Source organism: Microbispora oryzae (assembly GCF_017896165.1).
Classification (GTDB): Bacteria; Actinomycetota; Actinomycetes; order Streptosporangiales; family Streptosporangiaceae; genus Microbispora; species Microbispora oryzae.
The window spans coordinates 23,196-38,365 of sequence record NZ_JAFCNB010000030.1 but is presented as its reverse complement, the minus strand read 5'-3'; the positions used below and the strand labels follow the sequence as shown (position 1 = coordinate 38,365).

At 71.6% G+C, this 15,170-nt stretch carries 14 protein-coding genes; 7 read left to right on the top strand and 7 right to left on the bottom strand.

Annotated elements, in window-relative coordinates; all coding sequences use genetic code 11:
• Positions 1-26: 26 nt before the first annotated feature.
• The 3 genes from JOL79_RS31525 (at position 27) to JOL79_RS31515 (ending at position 1,829) form a co-directional block, all read left to right on the top strand.
• Complete coding sequence (locus JOL79_RS31525) at positions 27-533, top strand: HNH endonuclease (protein WP_210159582.1); 507 nt, start codon at positions 27-29, stop codon at positions 531-533.
• A complete protein-coding gene (locus JOL79_RS31520) occupies positions 503-1,477 on the top strand; it encodes a GNAT family N-acetyltransferase (protein WP_210159581.1) in 975 nt (324 codons plus the stop codon). Before JOL79_RS31525 ends, JOL79_RS31520 begins: the two co-directional genes overlap by 31 nt.
• Before the next feature lie 136 nt (positions 1,478-1,613).
• Positions 1,614-1,829: an FmdB family zinc ribbon protein gene (locus JOL79_RS31515; RefSeq protein ID WP_210159580.1), complete on the top strand. Its 216-nt coding sequence runs from the start codon at positions 1,614-1,616 to the stop codon at positions 1,827-1,829.
• Between the two features lie 97 nt (positions 1,830-1,926).
• Here the strand turns inward: JOL79_RS31515 and JOL79_RS31510 are convergent, their stop codons facing one another.
• The 3 genes from JOL79_RS31510 to JOL79_RS31500 form a co-directional block, all read right to left on the bottom strand.
• Positions 1,927-2,460 carry a helix-turn-helix transcriptional regulator gene (locus tag JOL79_RS31510; protein ID WP_210159579.1) on the bottom strand — a complete coding sequence of 178 codons (534 nt, stop codon included), beginning with the start codon at positions 2,458-2,460 and terminating at the stop codon, positions 1,927-1,929.
• Positions 2,461-2,540: 80 nt separating this feature from the next.
• On the bottom strand, positions 2,541-4,379 hold the full coding sequence (ilvD, locus tag JOL79_RS31505) for a dihydroxy-acid dehydratase (RefSeq protein WP_210159578.1): 1,839 nt from the start codon (positions 4,377-4,379) through the stop codon (positions 2,541-2,543).
• A 75-nt stretch (positions 4,380-4,454) separates the two neighbouring features.
• A complete protein-coding gene (locus JOL79_RS31500) occupies positions 4,455-5,231 on the bottom strand; it encodes a nuclease-related domain-containing protein (RefSeq protein ID WP_307848834.1) in 777 nt (258 codons plus the stop codon).
• A gap of 195 nt (positions 5,232-5,426) precedes the next feature.
• Between JOL79_RS31500 and JOL79_RS31495 the strand changes: the two genes are divergently transcribed.
• Positions 5,427-6,854, top strand: coding sequence for an amidase (locus JOL79_RS31495; protein ID WP_210159576.1), 1,428 nt, complete (start codon positions 5,427-5,429; stop codon positions 6,852-6,854).
• 72 nt (positions 6,855-6,926) lie between these two features.
• On the opposite strand, the gene pepN is transcribed toward JOL79_RS31495, so the two are convergent.
• Positions 6,927-9,491, bottom strand: coding sequence for an aminopeptidase N (gene pepN, locus JOL79_RS31490; RefSeq protein ID WP_210159575.1), 2,565 nt, complete (start codon positions 9,489-9,491; stop codon positions 6,927-6,929).
• A 281-nt stretch (positions 9,492-9,772) separates the two neighbouring features.
• Here pepN and JOL79_RS31485 point away from each other — a divergent pair, with 281 nt between their 5' ends.
• Positions 9,773-11,179, top strand: coding sequence for an aldehyde dehydrogenase family protein (locus tag JOL79_RS31485; RefSeq protein WP_210159574.1), 1,407 nt, complete (start codon positions 9,773-9,775; stop codon positions 11,177-11,179).
• A 60-nt stretch (positions 11,180-11,239) separates the two neighbouring features.
• On the opposite strand, the gene def is transcribed toward JOL79_RS31485, so the two are convergent.
• On the bottom strand, positions 11,240-11,728 hold the full coding sequence (gene def / locus JOL79_RS31480; RefSeq protein ID WP_210159573.1) for a peptide deformylase: 489 nt from the start codon (positions 11,726-11,728) through the stop codon (positions 11,240-11,242).
• A gap of 121 nt (positions 11,729-11,849) precedes the next feature.
• Here def and JOL79_RS31475 point away from each other — a divergent pair, with 121 nt between their 5' ends.
• On the top strand, positions 11,850-12,317 hold the full coding sequence (locus tag JOL79_RS31475; protein WP_210159572.1) for a ribose-5-phosphate isomerase: 468 nt from the start codon (positions 11,850-11,852) through the stop codon (positions 12,315-12,317).
• Here JOL79_RS31475 and JOL79_RS31470 read toward each other — a convergent pair.
• Together JOL79_RS31470 and JOL79_RS31465 are read right to left on the bottom strand one after the other, a co-directional pair.
• Positions 12,281-12,499, bottom strand: coding sequence for a hypothetical protein (locus JOL79_RS31470; protein ID WP_210159571.1), 219 nt, complete (start codon positions 12,497-12,499; stop codon positions 12,281-12,283). The two genes, JOL79_RS31475 and JOL79_RS31470, sit on opposite strands and share 37 nt — an antisense overlap.
• A 56-nt stretch (positions 12,500-12,555) precedes the next feature.
• Positions 12,556-13,782, bottom strand: coding sequence for a GNAT family N-acetyltransferase (locus JOL79_RS31465; RefSeq protein WP_210159570.1), 1,227 nt, complete (start codon positions 13,780-13,782; stop codon positions 12,556-12,558).
• Positions 13,783-13,899: 117 nt separating this feature from the next.
• On the opposite strand from JOL79_RS31465, the gene JOL79_RS31460 reads away from it, so the two are divergent.
• Positions 13,900-15,012, top strand: a complete 1,113-nt coding sequence (locus JOL79_RS31460) for a PP2C family protein-serine/threonine phosphatase (protein WP_210159569.1) — start codon at positions 13,900-13,902, stop codon at positions 15,010-15,012.
• Positions 15,013-15,170 lie beyond the last annotated feature (158 nt).

The following is a 15,170-nucleotide window of genomic DNA, read 5'->3' as shown; positions in this document are numbered from 1 at the left end:
GCCGAGACCGCTGTGGAGGCCGGCTGATGCGCCAAGTCCTGCTACTGAACGCCACCTACGAGCCGCTCACCACGCTCTCCCTGCACCGGGCCGTGATCCTGGTCCTCAGGGAGAAGGCGGACGTCGTCCACCGGGACGGGAGAGGCGCGGTCCTGCGTTCGGCCAGCCGCACCCTCGACGTCCCCTCGGTGATCCGGCTGCGCCGGTATGTCCGCATCCCCTATCGGACGCGCATCCCGCTGACCCGGGCGGCGCTGATGCGACGGGACAACTTCCGCTGCGCCTACTGCGGCCAGCGGGCCGAGACCATCGATCACGTCATTCCTCGCTCCAAGGGAGGCCCGCACACCTGGGAGAACTGCGTGGCGTCATGCATGCCGTGCAATCACCGGAAGGCCGATCGCCTGCTGGAGGAGCTGGGGTGGATCCTGCACATCCCCCCGTCGGTGCCACACGGCGCCCACTGGCGGCTCATCGGCGCGCAGCTCGACGGTGATCCTCAATGGGCGCCCTACCTGGAACCGGCGGCCTGAGCACCGGCCGCGCGCGGTGGACGTTCACCGCCGACGTCGAGGAGTTCGCCGAGATCGTCGGCCCGTGGCTGCTCCGTGATCCCGTCCGTAACACCGTCCAGCTGACCGTGCTGCGGGGGATCAGGAGCGGCCTCCACGGCTACGGCGTCCTGATGGGGTGGCTGTCCGACCGCGACCCGGCCAACCCGGCCAACCCGGCCAACCCGGCCAACCCGGCCGACCGTGCAGGCCCGGCGGGCCCGGCGGGCCCCGTGCCTCCGGCCCCGGTCGCGTCGGCGGACACGGCGGCCCCGGCCGTCGTGGGGGCGATCCTGCACACGGCGCCGTACCCCCTGCTCCTCGGAGACGTGCCGCTCACGACGCTGCCCGCGCTCGCGGCCGATCTGATCGGGCGTGAGCACGAGGTGGCCGCCGTCAGAGGCCCGGTCGACGTGGCGGAGGCGTTCGCCCGCGCCTGGTGGCGCCCCGAACGCCGGCGCAGGCCGGAACGCCTCTACCGGCTGGAGACACTCGCTGCCGCGCCCGCGCCGGGTAAGCCGCGGACCGCCTCCGCCGCGGACGTCCCGCTGGCCACGGAGTGGGTCCGCGCCTTCCAGGCCGAGGCCCATGTCGACGTCAGGGCCGACCCGGCGCCCGTCGTGTCGGCGCGGGTCAACCGCGACGAGCTCGTCTGGTGGGAGGACGACGGCCGGCCGGTGGCCTTCGCCTGTGTCTCCACCCCCATCTCCGGCATGTCGCGGATCGGCCCCGTCTACACGCCTCCACCGCTGCGCGGGCGGGGGTACGCCGGGGCGGCGACGCACGCGGCGACCCGCAAGGCGCTGGATGAAGGCGCCGACGAGGTGCTGCTCATCACCGACCTGTCCAATCCCGTCTCGAACTCCCTCTATCAGCGACTGGGTTACCGGCCTGTGGGCGACTACGTGACGATCGACTTCGGGTAGATCTCGGCAGGCGTCCCTCGCCGTATCGTCCCGGATCCGGCCCGGCCGGGTCAGGCGACCGCGCGCGCCACACTTCCGGGAGGTGACCCGGCGGCACCCGGCGGCGTGACGGCCGGGGCGGTCGTACCCTGGACGCATGCCACGCTACGACTACCGTTGCCGCGCGTGCGGTTCGACGTTCGAGCTGAACCGGCCCATGAGTGAGGCCGGCGCGCCCGCGACCTGCCCGTCGGGCCACGACGACACCGTGAAACTGCTCTCCACCGTCGCGGTGACCGGCAGGGCCGGCGCCACACCCGCTCCCCGGGCGGGCTCCGGCGGAGGGTGCTGCGGGGGCGGCTGCTGCGGCTGACCCGCCCCCGCGGGTGTGGCGCCGGCCTGATCGTCAAGCTGTATGACGGTCACGTGACGTGATCGTCAGGCTGTATGACGGTCAGGCGGTGTGACGGTCAGGCGGCGGGCTCGCCTGCCGGGGGACGTGGGGCGGTCAGCGCCTTCGCGTGCCGCCCGGTGCCGGATCGGCGCTGGAACGGCAGGTAGCGCTGGGGGAGATGCGGCCGGGCCGGAAGGTCGGTCGACTCGACGGACAGGATCCGGTCGAACCGGAACGCCCGCACGCTCCGCCGCATCCGGCACCAGCCGACGAGATACCAGAACTCGCCGTGGACGAGGCAGGTCACCGGCTCGACGTCGCGGAAGGTCAGGCGGCCCTCCGCGTCGTGATACTGGATGCGGATCACCAGCCGTGCGGTGATCGCGTTGGCCACGACGCGGGCGCGCCGGGCGACGTCGGTCGGGAGTGGCGTGGTCAGGGTGGTGAGGGTCCTGGCGATGACGTCGTCGGTGAGGTCGAGGTGGGCGAAGGCATGGCGCAGCCCGCGGCGTGCCGTGACCGACTGCGGGCCCGCCCCGAGGTGGGCGAGCGACAGCGCGAGGGCGGCGAGCTCCTCGGCTGTCAGCGTGTGCCGTATGACGTTGGCCATACCTCGACCATAACGACGAGCACTGACAATTTTCCGAACGCGTTCTCGGAATGTTCCGGTATCCAGATGGACAGATCTTCCTACCGGGACAGCTGCGTCAGGTCCCGGGAGGCGCCGGTGGAGGCCGAGGTGGTGAGGGCCGCGTACGCCTGCAGGGCCGCGGTCACGGGCCGCCGCCGGTCGCGCGGACGGTAGCCGCCGACCTCGGCCAGCAGCTTCTCTCGCCGGGCCGCCAGCACCTCGTCGGAGACCTTGAGCTCGATCGACCGGCCCGGGATGTCGATCTCGATGAGATCGCCGTCCTCGACCAGGCCGATGGCGCCGCCCTCGGCCGCCTCGGGGGAGATGTGGCCGATGGACAGGCCGGAGGTGCCGCCGGAGAACCGCCCGTCGGTGATCAGCGCGCACGCCTTGCCGAGACCGCGGCCCTTGAGGAAGCTCGTCGGGTACAGCATCTCCTGCATGCCGGGACCGCCCTTGGGGCCCTCATAGCGGATGACGACGACGTCGCCCTCCTTGACCCGCTTGCTGAGGATGCCGTCGACGGCGTCCTCCTGGGACTCGAACACCACCGCAGGGCCGGAGAACCGCCAGACCGACTCGTCCACGCCGGCCGTCTTCACGACGCAGCCATCCTGCGCGATGTTGCCGTAGAGCACGGCGAGGCCGCCGTCGCGGGTGTAGGCGTGCTCGACGTCGCGGATGCAGCCCGCCGACCGGTCGAGGTCGAGCTCGTCCCACCGGGCGTCCTGCGAGTACGCCTTGACGGTCCGGACGTTGCCCGGGGCCGCGTGCCACATCTCCATCGCCGCGTCGGTCGCCTCAGGGGACTTGGGGTCCCAGGCGGCGAGGTGCTCACGCAGGGACGAGGAGTGGATGCTGTGCACGTCGCGGTGGAGCAGGCCGCCGCGGTCGAGTTCGGCCAGGATGGCGGGGATGCCGCCCGCCCGGTGCACGTCCTCGATGTGGTACTTCGCGGTGGCCGGGGCGACCTTGCACACGCACGGCACCCGCAGCGAGACCTCGTTGATCTCCTTGAGCCCGAAGTCGACGCCGGCCTCGCGGGCCGCGGCGAGCAGGTGGAGGATCGTGTTGGTCGAGCCGCCCATGGCCACGTCGAGCGCCATGGCGTTCTCGAACGCGTCGCGGGTGGCGATGCTGAGCGGCAGGACCGACTCGTCGTCCTGCTCGTAGTAGCGCCGGGTGATATCCACGATCGTGCGGCCGGCGTCCTCGAACAGCGTCTTGCGGGCCTTGTGGGTCGCCAGGATCGTGCCGTTGCCGGGCAGCGCCAGGCCGATGGCCTCGGCGAGGCAGTTCATCGAGTTGGCGGTGAACATGCCGCTGCAGGAGCCGCAGGTGGGGCAGGCGTTCTCCTCCATCTCCAGCAGCTCGGCGTCGGAGACGGAGTCGTCCGCCGCGGCGATCATCGGGTCGATGAGGTCGAGCTTCTTGCCGGGGATCTTGCCGGCCTCCATCGGGCCGCCGGAGACGAAGACGGTCGGGATGTTGAGCCGGAAGGCCGCGAGCAGCATGCCGGGCGTGATCTTGTCGCAGTTGGACACGCAGATCAGCGCGTCGGCGCAGTGGGCGTTGACCATGTACTCGACCGCGTCGGCGATCAGCTCCCGGGACGGCAGCGAGTAGAGCATGCCGCCGTGGCCCATCGCGATGCCGTCGTCCACGGCGATCGTGTTGAACTCGCGGGGGATCGCCCCCGCCTCGCGCACCGCGGCGGAGACCACGTCGCCCACCTCGCGCAGGTGGACGTGTCCGGGGACGAACTGGGTGTAGCTGTTCGCGACCGCGATGATCGGCTTGCCGAGGTCGCTGCCGGCTACGCCCGTCGCCCGGAGCAGCGCCCGGGCACCGGCCATGTTCCTGCCGTGCGTGACCGTACGTGACCTGAGCGCGGGCATCGGCGAGCTCCCATCCGAAGACTACGAGTCCTCAAATGGTACGACCGCCGCCCGCCCGGTGAGACCCTGTGTCCACTACTCGGGATAACGCGCCGGAAGAACCCGCTCGGCCGCCCGGAAGATCGCCTCGATCTCCGCGGTCGTGAGCGACCGTTCCCGCTTGGTGATCCACTTGCGCACCAGCCCGCCGGAGAACACGTCGACGTCCCGGATGTTGAGAATGCGCCACGGGATCGCCGGGCCGTAGATCGCCAGCGAGGGCACGACGGTGATCTCGCGGCCGAGGGCCTTGCTGATCAGGTCGCTGGCCTGGGCGGCCTCCCACCGGGCCTCGTCGAGCCTCGGCTTGCGGTTGAACGGGCCGTGGAACAGCTTGCGGTGCGACTGGACCCGGACCGGCAGCCGCTTGTCCCACTTCTCCGAGTCGACCGCGTACACACCGGTCGGGCCGACGACCAGATGGTCGATCTGGGCCTCGCTGCCGGGGATGGCCCGGGCGTGCAGCGTCTTGTAGCCGTTGCGCTCCAGCTTGCGCAGCTGCGCCTCGGTGCGCCGCTCGGCCGCCGACGCGCGCCGCCAGGCGGGGACGGACGACACCGTCTGCGCGCGGTAGACCGCGTCGGCGATGAAGGCGAGGACGGCGACGGTGAGGCCCATGCGCCAGCTTCCCAGCAGGATCCCGAACACCAGCCCGGCGGCCGCCGCTATCAGAGCCCGGCGCCGCAGATGCCGGTATCGCGGATCCTGCGCGAGACTCCGGAGGGACGCGCGCTCAACCGGCGCGTACTCGGAGGCTGACGCGTCAGCCGGCGTCGTCGGGCTCTCCGCCCGCTCCTCGGCGTGGTCACTCACCCAGATTGGTGACACATCGTGACCGTCTTCTGGCGCTAGACCGGTATCCACATCACTCACGGTAGTTGAGCCGTCGGCGGCTTGCCTAGTGTTGGATGGTTCATACTTTTGTGGCCTGCTTCTGCCGGTTCGGAGCACTCCGGCAGGGGTATCTTCTCTAGATATCTTCGTCCGCGCAGCCTACGGTTGCGTTACGTGACGCACATCCACGACCTTACCGTCCTGCAGCAGGCGGCGGCCGTAAGATCCCGTGAACTGTCTCCCGTCGAGATCACCGAGCACTATCTGGAGCGCGTCGAGCGGCTCAATCCGCAGGTCGGCGCGTTCGTGACGGTGACCGCCGACCGGGCGCTCGCCCAGGCCCGCGAGCAGGAGGCCCTGCTCGCCGCGTCCGGTGGCGACGATCTTCCGCCGCTGCTCGGTGTGCCCGTCCCGATCAAGGACCTCAACTTCGTGAAGGACGTGCCGCTCCGCTTCGGCTCCGCGGCGTACGAGGGCTTCGTCGCGCCCGTTGACGACAGTGTGGTGGAGCGGCTCCGGAGCGCCGGCACGATCATGCTCGGCAAGACCGCCACACCCGAGTTCGGGCTGCCCTGCTACACCGAGACGTACGTGAGCGAGCCGGCCCGCACGCCCTGGGACCCGTCCAGGTCGGCCGGCGGGTCGAGCGGCGGAGCGGCGGCGGCCGTGGCGGCCGGGCTCGCCCCCGCCGCGCACGGCAGCGACGGCGCCGGATCCGTCCGCATCCCGGCCTCCGTCTGCGGTCTATACGGCATCAAGCCCACCCGGGGCCGGATCTCGTCCGCGCCGATCATCCCCGACCTCGCGGGCATGTCCACGAGCGGCCCCCTCGCCCGTACGGTGGCGGACGCGGCGGCGCTGCTCGACGCCATGGCACACAACAACCCGGGCGACCTCTATCACGCCCCTGCGCCCGGCCTCGGCTCCTTCTCGGCGTACGTGGACCGTGAGCCGGGCCGGTTGCGGATCGCCCGGTACGCGACCCCGGCCGTGCCGGGGGCCGAGATCCACCCCGATGTGCTGGCGGCCTACGAGAGCGCGTCCGCGCTGCTGGAGTCGCTGGGCCACGAGGTGGTGGACATCCCGTCGCCGTTCGGCGAGGACATGGTGCCCCACTTCGTCACTCTGTGGGTGAGCTTCGCCTGCCTCCATCCGGTGGCCCCGGAGCTGGAGCCGAAGCTGCGCCCGTTGACGGCCTGGCTGCGCGAACGCGGTTTCGCGGTCTCCGCCCCCGCCTTCCTCCAGGCCCAGTCGGCCCTGCAACTGGCGACCCGCCTCGCCCTGCTGGTCACCGACGAGTACGACGCCGTGCTCTCCCCGACCGTCACCGCGCCGCCGGTGCCCGTGGGCTGGTTCGAGGACGTCGACTCCCCGGAGGAGACCTTCGAGCGGATGAAGCGGTTCGCGCCGTTCGCCGCCGTCTGCAACGTGAGCGGCCAGCCCGCGGTGAATCTGCCGCTGCACTGGACGCCCGGCGGGCTGCCGATCGGGGCCATGCTGGCCGGCCGCCACGGCGACGAGGGCACGTTGATCTCGTTGTCGGCCCAGGTGGAGCGGTCGGCCGGCGGGTTCTGGGGCGACCGCCGCCCGTCCATGTGGTGACCCGCCGGGGCCGCGAAGAAGACCGGCGGCCGTCCCCCGGGGCTCCGGGGGACGGCCGTCTCCGGCCACGGCTCAGGCCGAGGCGTCCCTGGCCTGGGCGCGGAGCGCGCGGCTGACGCCGTCGGCGCCCTCCAGCAGCAGCCGGCGCAGCGCGTGCGGGGGCTGGGTGGCGCTGATGCGGTCCTGGGTGGCCGCCACGGTCTCGGGCCTGATGAGCAGGGCGGGGTAGCACCCCACGGCGAAGCTCTGCGCCGTGTCGGAGGTCCACTCGCTCCAGACGCGCCCGACCTCGTCGAAGTAGCGGTCCGCGTACGGCTCCAGCAGGTCGACGTGGTGGGGATCCATGAAGCCGCCGATGGTGGCCCGCAGCACCGCGCCGCTCAGCGTGCCGCCCAGGATGCGGTCCCACGTCTCGGCCTTGGCCTCGGGGGTCGGGATCGCGGCCCGGCTCATCGCGGCCGACCGCTCGCCCGTCGCGGTCGCGTCGCGCGCCAGCTCGGCGTCGATCTCGGCCGCTCCGAGCACGCCGCCCGACACCAGGGCGTGCGTCAGGGTCCACCGCAGGTCGGCGTCGACCGTCAGGCCCTCGGGCACGGCCTCGCCGTCCAGGACGCCCTTCAGGAACGCCAGGTCCTCGGGCGAGGTGGCGACGGCGGCGAACGCGTTGACGTAGGCGAGCTGGTGGTCCGAGCCGGGCTCGGCGCCGGTGGCCAGGCGGCGCAGGGCGGCCGCCAGGGTGGACAGCCCGGCCGTGCGCCAGGCCGGGTCGGCGTACTGCTGGACGGCCAGGCGGGCCTGGCGCAGCACGGTCTGCAGGACCGTCATGTCACGCACGGCGTCGATGTTGGCCACGACCAGCTTGACGTAGTCGCGGGTGGCCATCTCGGCGTCGCGGGTCATGTCCCACGCGGCCGACCAGGACAGGGCGCGGGGCAGCGACTCGGTGAAGGCGGCGATGCCCCCGTCGACCAGGGTCCGCAGGGAGCGCTCGTCGAGGCGGACCTTCGCGTAGGTGAGGTCGTCGTCGTTGACGAGCACGAGGTCGGGCTGGACCTCGCCGACCAGCTCGGGGACGGCGGTGCGGGCGCCCACGACGTCGAGCTCGACCCGGCGGGTCCTGGTCAGCACGCCGTTCTCGAGGGAGTAGAGGCCGATGGCGATCCGGTGGGAGCGGAGCGTCGGGTGCTCGGCCGTGGCCTCCTGGAGCACGTCGAAGCTCTGGAAGCGGCCCTCGGCGTCGACCGTGAACGACGGGCGCAGGGTGTTGACGCCGGAGGTCTCCAGCCACTCCTTCGACCAGGCCGACAGGTCGCGGCCCGAGGTCCGCTCCAGGGCCGAGAGCAGGTCCTGCAGGGTCGTGTTGCCCCAGGCGTGCTCGTTGAAGTAGTCGCGGACGCCGGCCAGGAAGTTGTCGAGGCCGACGTACGCCACCAGCTGCTTGAGCACCGAGGCGCCCTTGGCGTACGTGATGCCGTCGAAGTTGACCTCCACCGCCTGCATGTCGGGGATGTCGGCGGCGATCGGGTGGGTCGACGGGAGCTGGTCCTGCCGGTACGCCCAGGCCTTCTCGACGTTGGCGAACGTCGTCCAGGCGCCCTGCCCCCAGCGGGTGGCCTCGGCCTGGCACAGGACGGACATGTAGGTGGCGAACGACTCGTTCAGCCACAGGTCGTCCCACCAGCGCATGGTCACGAGGTCGCCGAACCACATGTGCGCCATCTCGTGCAGGATGGTCTCCGCCCTGCGCTCGACGACGGCGTCGGTGACCCGCGAACGGAAGACGTAGTCCTCCAGGAACGTGACCGCCCCCGCGTTCTCCATCGCCCCGGCGTTGAACTCGGGCACGAAGAGCTGGTCGTACTTGCCGAAGGGGTACCGCAGGCCGAAGACGCGGTGGTAGAAGTCGAAGCCCTGCCGGGTGACCTCGAAGATGTTGTCCGCGTCGAGGTGCTGGGCGAGGGAGCGCCGCACGTAGACGCCGAGCGGGATGCCGTCGTGCTCGTCCCGCACGACCGCGTACGGCCCGGCGATCAGCGCCGTGATGTAGGTCGACATGACCGGCGTGGGCGGGAAGTGCCAGCGCTTGGCGGCCTGAAGGGTGCCGTGCCTGCCGTGGTGCTCGTCGAGCTCCTCGACCGAGTCGGGGGCGGCGTTGGACACCACTTCCCAGGCGCCGGGCGCGAGGACGGTGAGCTCGAACGTCGCCTTGAGGTCGGGCTGGTCGAAACAGGCGTACATGCGGTGCGCGTCGGCCGTCTCGAACTGGCTGTGCAGGTAGATCTGCTGGTCGACGGGGTCGACGAAGCGGTGCAGCCCCTCGCCGGTGCGCATGTAGGAGGCGTCGGCGTCGATGCGCAGCTCGTTGTGCTCGGCGAGGCCGGGGAGCGGGAAGCGGCCCTTCTCCGCGTCGTAGGCGCTGACGTCCAGCTCATCGCCGTTCAGCACGACCTTGCGCACGTGCGCCCCGTGAAGATCGATGAACGTGTCCGCCCCCGGCCGGCGCGAGCTGAAGTGGACCGTGGTGATGCTCTCGAACCGTTCCTCGCCCTCGGTCAGGTCGAGCTCGACCTGATAGGACCGGACCTCGAGCAACCGGGAGCGCTCCCGGGCCTCGTCACGCGTCAGATTGCCTGCCACACCTGCTCCTCATCGCGTATTCACTCCCCCGATCCCCGTCGCCCCTTCGCGAGAGGGATTGCATGAATCCTGCCACGGCATCCCGACACCATGGCATTCGATATTTCACCTGCCTGTGTTGCGGGGAAATTCTCTGCCCCGATTCGGTGCCGGAGAACCCCTGGTGCGGGGTGCCGATGAAGATCGACGATCATCGTGTCCGGCCCAACGGGTATGGACGGTTTCCGCATGACAGCGCGCGTGCGCTCGCCATCCGGAGCCCTCCACGCGAGGATGAGGGAATGCGTCAGCTCTACGTCAACGGGGCGTGGGTCCCCTCCTCGTCCGGTGAGACCGTCGACGTGATCAACCCCGCGACGGAGGAGGTCCTCGACCAGGTCCCGGCCGGCAGCAGGGCGGACGTCGAGGCGGCCGTGGCCGCGGCCCGGGACGCCTTCCCCGAGTGGTCGGGCACCTCCCCGGAGCGGCGGGCCGGCTATCTCGCCGAGGCGGCGCGGCTGATCGAGGAGCGCGCCCCCCGGATCGCCGAGACGATCGCCGCCGACGTGGGGGCGCCGCTGCCGTTCGCCCTGAAGGCGCAGACCCTGCTGCCCGCGAAGGTGCTCGCGTCGTACGCGGACCTGCTCGGCCGGTACGCCTTCGACGCCGGCAAGGTGGGCAACTCGCTGATCGTGCGCGAGCCGGTGGGCGTGGTGGGCGCGATCACGCCGTGGAACTATCCGCTCAACCAGGTGATCTGCAAGGTGGCCCCCGCGCTCGCCGCGGGGTGCACGGTCGTGCTGAAGCCGAGCGAGGTGGCGCCGCTCGCGGTCTACGCGCTGGCCGAGATCTTCCACGAGATCGGCCTGCCGCCCGGGGTGGTCAACATGGTGAGCGGCCACGGACCGGTCGTGGGTGAGGCGATCGCGGCGCACCCCGGCGTCGACATGGTCTCGTTCACGGGTTCCACCCGGGCCGGACGGCGGGTGGCCGGGCTGGCGGCCGAGACGATCAAGCGGGTCGCCCTCGAACTCGGCGGCAAGTCGGCCAACGTCATCCTGCCGGACGCCGACCTCGAGACCGCGGTGAAGGCGGGTGTGGCGGGCGCCTTCATCAATTCGGGCCAGACCTGCTCGGCCCTGACGCGGATGCTCGTCCACTGGGAGCAGTACGACGAGGCGGTCCGGCTGGCGGTCGGCTTCGCCCGCGCGTACACGGTGGGCGATCCGCTGGCCGAGGGCACCCGGCTGGGGCCGCTCGTCTCCGCGGCCCAGCGCGACCGGGTGATCAGGTATCTCAACCAGGGACAGGAGGAGGGCGCCCGCCTGGTGCTCGGGAGCACCGACAACCCGATGGACCGCGGCTACTACGTCGAGCCGGCCATCTTCGCGGGCGTCGAGCCGGGGATGGCCGTCGAGCAGGAGGAGATCTTCGGGCCCGTCCTGTCGATCGTGCCGTTCGCCACCGAGGACGAGGCCGTGCGGATCGCCAACGGCACGCCGTACGGGCTGGCGGGCGCGGTGTGGGCGGCGACCGAGGAGCGGGCGCTCGCGGTGGCCCGGCGGCTCAGGACCGGCCAGGTGGCCGTGAACGGAGGCCGCCACAACCCGCTGGCGCCCTTCGGCGGCTACAAGCAGTCCGGGGTGGGCCGCGAACTGGGAGAGGCCGGGCTGGAGGAGCATCTGGAGGTCAAGGCCATCCAGCTGTGACGCCCGGGGATCTCCGGCCGCGCCGCGGCGATCGGGGCGTCGAAGGTCAGGGGTCCCGCGTCAGGGCGTCCGGAGCAGGATCGCCCGGCGCTCGTCCTTGCCCAGGCGGTCGACGTACAGCGTCCCGTCGAGGTGGTCGACCTCGTGCTGGAAGCAGCGGGCGAGCGTGCCCCTGGCCTTCACGGTGACGGGGCGGCCGAGGCGGTCGAGGCCGCGGACGGTGACGCCGGCGGCGCGGGGCGTGCGGGCGTAGAGCGGCTTGCGGCTCTCCTTGTCCGGCACCGACAGGCAGCCCTCCTCCTCGACCACCACTTCGGGGTCGTCGACGGCCAGCTCCGGGTTGATCACATGGCCCTTGCGGTTGCCGACCTCGTAGACGAACAGCCGCCTGCCGACGCCGATCTGCGGCCCGGCGAGGCCCACGCCGTCCGCCGCGTACATGACGGTGAACATCTCGTCGATCAGTCGCCGCAGCTCCCGGTCGAACTCGGTCACCGGCTCCGCCGGGCTGCGCAGGACGGGATCGCCGACGTAACGGATCTCACGCATGACGCTTCTGCCTCTCGGGGCGGCCCATCTTGAGGGTGTAAGGGGCTGTTGTCACTTTGGGCTCTTACTCTAGTGCAGCCCCGGGGTCGAGTGCTCCGATGAGACCTGGGAAACTTGTGGGGTGCGTGTCTACATCGGTGCCGATCATGCCGGCTATGAGCTCAAGAACCATCTCGTGATGTGGCTCAAGGGCCAGGGTCACGACGTCGTCGACTGCGGGCCCTTCGTCTACGACGCGGAGGACGACTATCCGCCGTTCGTGCTGCGCGCCGCGGTGGGCGTCGCGGAGGACCCCGGCGCCCTGGGGGTGGTGATCGGGGGATCGGGGAACGGCGAGCAGATCGCGGCCAACAAGGTGCGGGGCGTCCGGGCGGCCCTCGCCTGGAGCGAGGAGACGGCCCGGCTCGGGCGGGAGCACAACGACGCCAACGTCATCAGCCTGGGGGCCAGGATGCACACCCCGGAGGAGGCGGCGCGCTTCACCGAGATCTTCCTGGCGACCCCGTTCTCCGGGGCGGAGCGCCACGCCCGCCGCATCCGGCAACTCGCCGGCTACGAGTTGACGGGGGAGCTCCCGCCGCTGCCCTGACGGGCGGATTCGTCCGAGGGCTGGTCGAGGCGAGTGTCGCGGCCCCGGCGGCTGTCCCGCCGGGGCGTCTCGTCGCGCAGCGGCCGCCGGTCGGCGGCGTCCTGATGCTCCTGGCCGGGGCGGGACACGTCCCGTGCCCGCATCGCGGTGACCGCGGTGATCTGCAAGTTCTGGAGCGCCATGCCCCGAGACTACCCGGAGGCCGCGCGACGGCTGCCCGGAGGCTGCGCGACGGCGCTCAGAAGACCAGACCCGCCCAGGGCTTGGGGTCCCAGCTCATCGCCGTGGAGAGCTCGCGGGCCGCGCCCTTCCGGTGCTCGCGCACGAGGCCCGCGCCGGCGAACGCCTGGAGGGGCCGTCCGCCCAGGTAGGCGGCGCCGAGAACGTCGACGGGCAGCGACAGGTCGGGGGCCTGGTCGGTCCGCTCGCAGGCGCCCTTCTCCGTGTCGAGCCGCCACCGGCCGGAGTTCCACGGGCACACCCGGTCGTCGACCTCGATGACCAGGTCGGCGGGCGCGGCGTACGTCCGGGACGCCAGCGCCCGCCCGACGTCCACCAAGCGGATCCACAGCTCGTCGAGCCATCCCGCGTTCAGGTTCCGGGGCTCGGCGAGCAGGTGAACGATCGGATCGTCCACCGGACGGCTCACCGCGTGCACGTGCGAGCACAGGTCCCGGTCGAGCACGCTGCGCCAGGTCAGGGCGTACGCGGCGGGGTCGGTGGCGAACAGCTCGAACAGCTGCACCTCGCCGTCGGGGACGTCGTGGTCGGTCGTGCCCCGCCTGACGCGGAAGAGGGCGTAGCCGCGCGGCCCCGCGTCGTCCTCCACGATCATGCAGCGCAGCGGGCCGTTCCCGCCCCGCGCGTGGTCGGAGTCGTTCAGGACCTCCACCCGCCAGGTCGCGTCGGATCGGGCGTACAGACCGGGGCGGTCGCGCACCACGGCGTCGAAGACCCGCCGCAGGTCGGCGTGCGCCTCCAGGGGCTGTGCCACGCGGAGCCGCAGCGACGGGTCCGCGGGGGCGCCCGGCACGAAGGCGGACCCTCGGGTCGGAATGCGGAAGAACAGGTTGTCGGCCGCCCTGCCGTACCCGAACCGGCCGTAGATGCCGGCCTCGCTCGCGTACAGGGCCGCGACGGCCTCTCCCTTCGTGTGAAGGTCGTCGAGCTGTCTGCGCATCAGCGCCGACAGCACGCCCCGCCGCCGATGCGACGGCAGGACGGCGACACTCGTCACCCCGGCCACCGGGATGGGGCCCCCTGGCACGGTCATGGTGAAGGACAGGGCCCCGGCGGTGCCGACCAGGAGGTCGCCGTCGACGGCGGCCAGGCACCGGCCGATCTCCACGACCTCCTTCCACTTGTCGGCGAGCTCAAGGGGATAGGAGGAGTTGAACGCCTCGTAGGCGACCCCGATGAAGGCCGGCCACTCGGCGTCGGAGAGAGGGCGCACCGTGAAAGTCACGGGGTCAGGGTAGGCGGGGGCCCTCCGGGGAAGCCACGGAATATCCGTGCTGGATGATCAAGGGGTTGGTCAAGCCGGTGCCCTCGGCGCGGGCGGGCCGATACAGTCGAGCACATCATGAGTTCCCGTTCGGCGCCGCTCGTCCCTCCACGGCTGCGCGCGCTCCTGGTGCGCGTGCCGCTCCTGGTGCCGCTGGTCCGTCTGGTACGGAGGAGCTGGGCGCAGGACCGCACGCTGCTCGGCGCCATGGTCGTCGCGACCCTGGTCATCGGGGTCCTGGCCGCCGAGGTGTCGGCGTACTGGTTCTCTCCGTCGCTGCTGATCCTCCTCACCCTGCTCGGCGGGCTCCGGCTGCGGCTGCGCAGCCTCGCCGTCCTGCTGGTCGCGGTCGCCGCGTCGCTCACGTACATGGGACAGGTGCGCGGCGTCGGCAACGTCGGCCCGGGACTGCTGATCACGATGGCCTTCACCGCGGCGCTCGCCTGGGCTATGTCGCGCATCCGGGGCAAGCTCGGCGTGCAGGGTCTCCGGGGCGACGCCATGCTGCTCGACCTGCGCGACCGCCTCAAACGGCAGAGCGAGCTGCCCCCGCTGCCGAAGGACTGGGGCGGCAAGGTGGTGCTCAAGCAGGCCGGGGGGTCGTCGTTCGGGGGCGACTTCGTGGTCTCCATGCGGGTGGGCGACCTCGTCGAGGTGGCGGTCGTCGACGTCTCCGGCAAGGGCGTGGACGCGGGCACGCGGGCGCTCATGCTGTCGGGCACGTTCGGCGGGCTGCTCGGCTCCGTCGACGACTTCCTCGGCGCGTGCAACTCCTACCTGCACCGGCAACTGGGCGACGAGGGCTTTGTCACCGCCGTTCACCTGAGCCTCGACCTGGCCACGGGTGAGTACACCATCACCTCGGCCGGTCATCCGCCCGCCGTGCGGTTCGACGCGGGATCGGGCACGTGGCGCGTGTCGACGTCCAAGGGCGTCGTGCTCGGCGTGGTCCCGGACCTCCACTGCGAGACCGACAGCGGGGTGCTGCGCAAGGGCGACGCGCTCATGCTGTTCACCGACGGCCTCATCGAGCAGCCGGGCCGCGACATCGACGCCGGGCTCGACCGGCTGCTGGGGGAGGCGGAGCGGCTGCTGCCGTCCGGATTCCGCGACCGGGCCCGCCAGCTCGTGCAGTCGATGACGTCCGGGCACAACGACGACTGCGCGCTCGTCCTGATCTGGCGTCCGTGACGCTGCGTAGGCGGCGCGGCCTGCCGCCGGGACCGCGTCGCGGTCCGCTGTCCCCTACCGGGAAGGCCGGACCGCCGTAACGCGAAGCACACCGTGCCGTAACCGTGACAGCCGTACCGGTCACGGATTGTAACTACTCATGTACGATTCGTTCACGG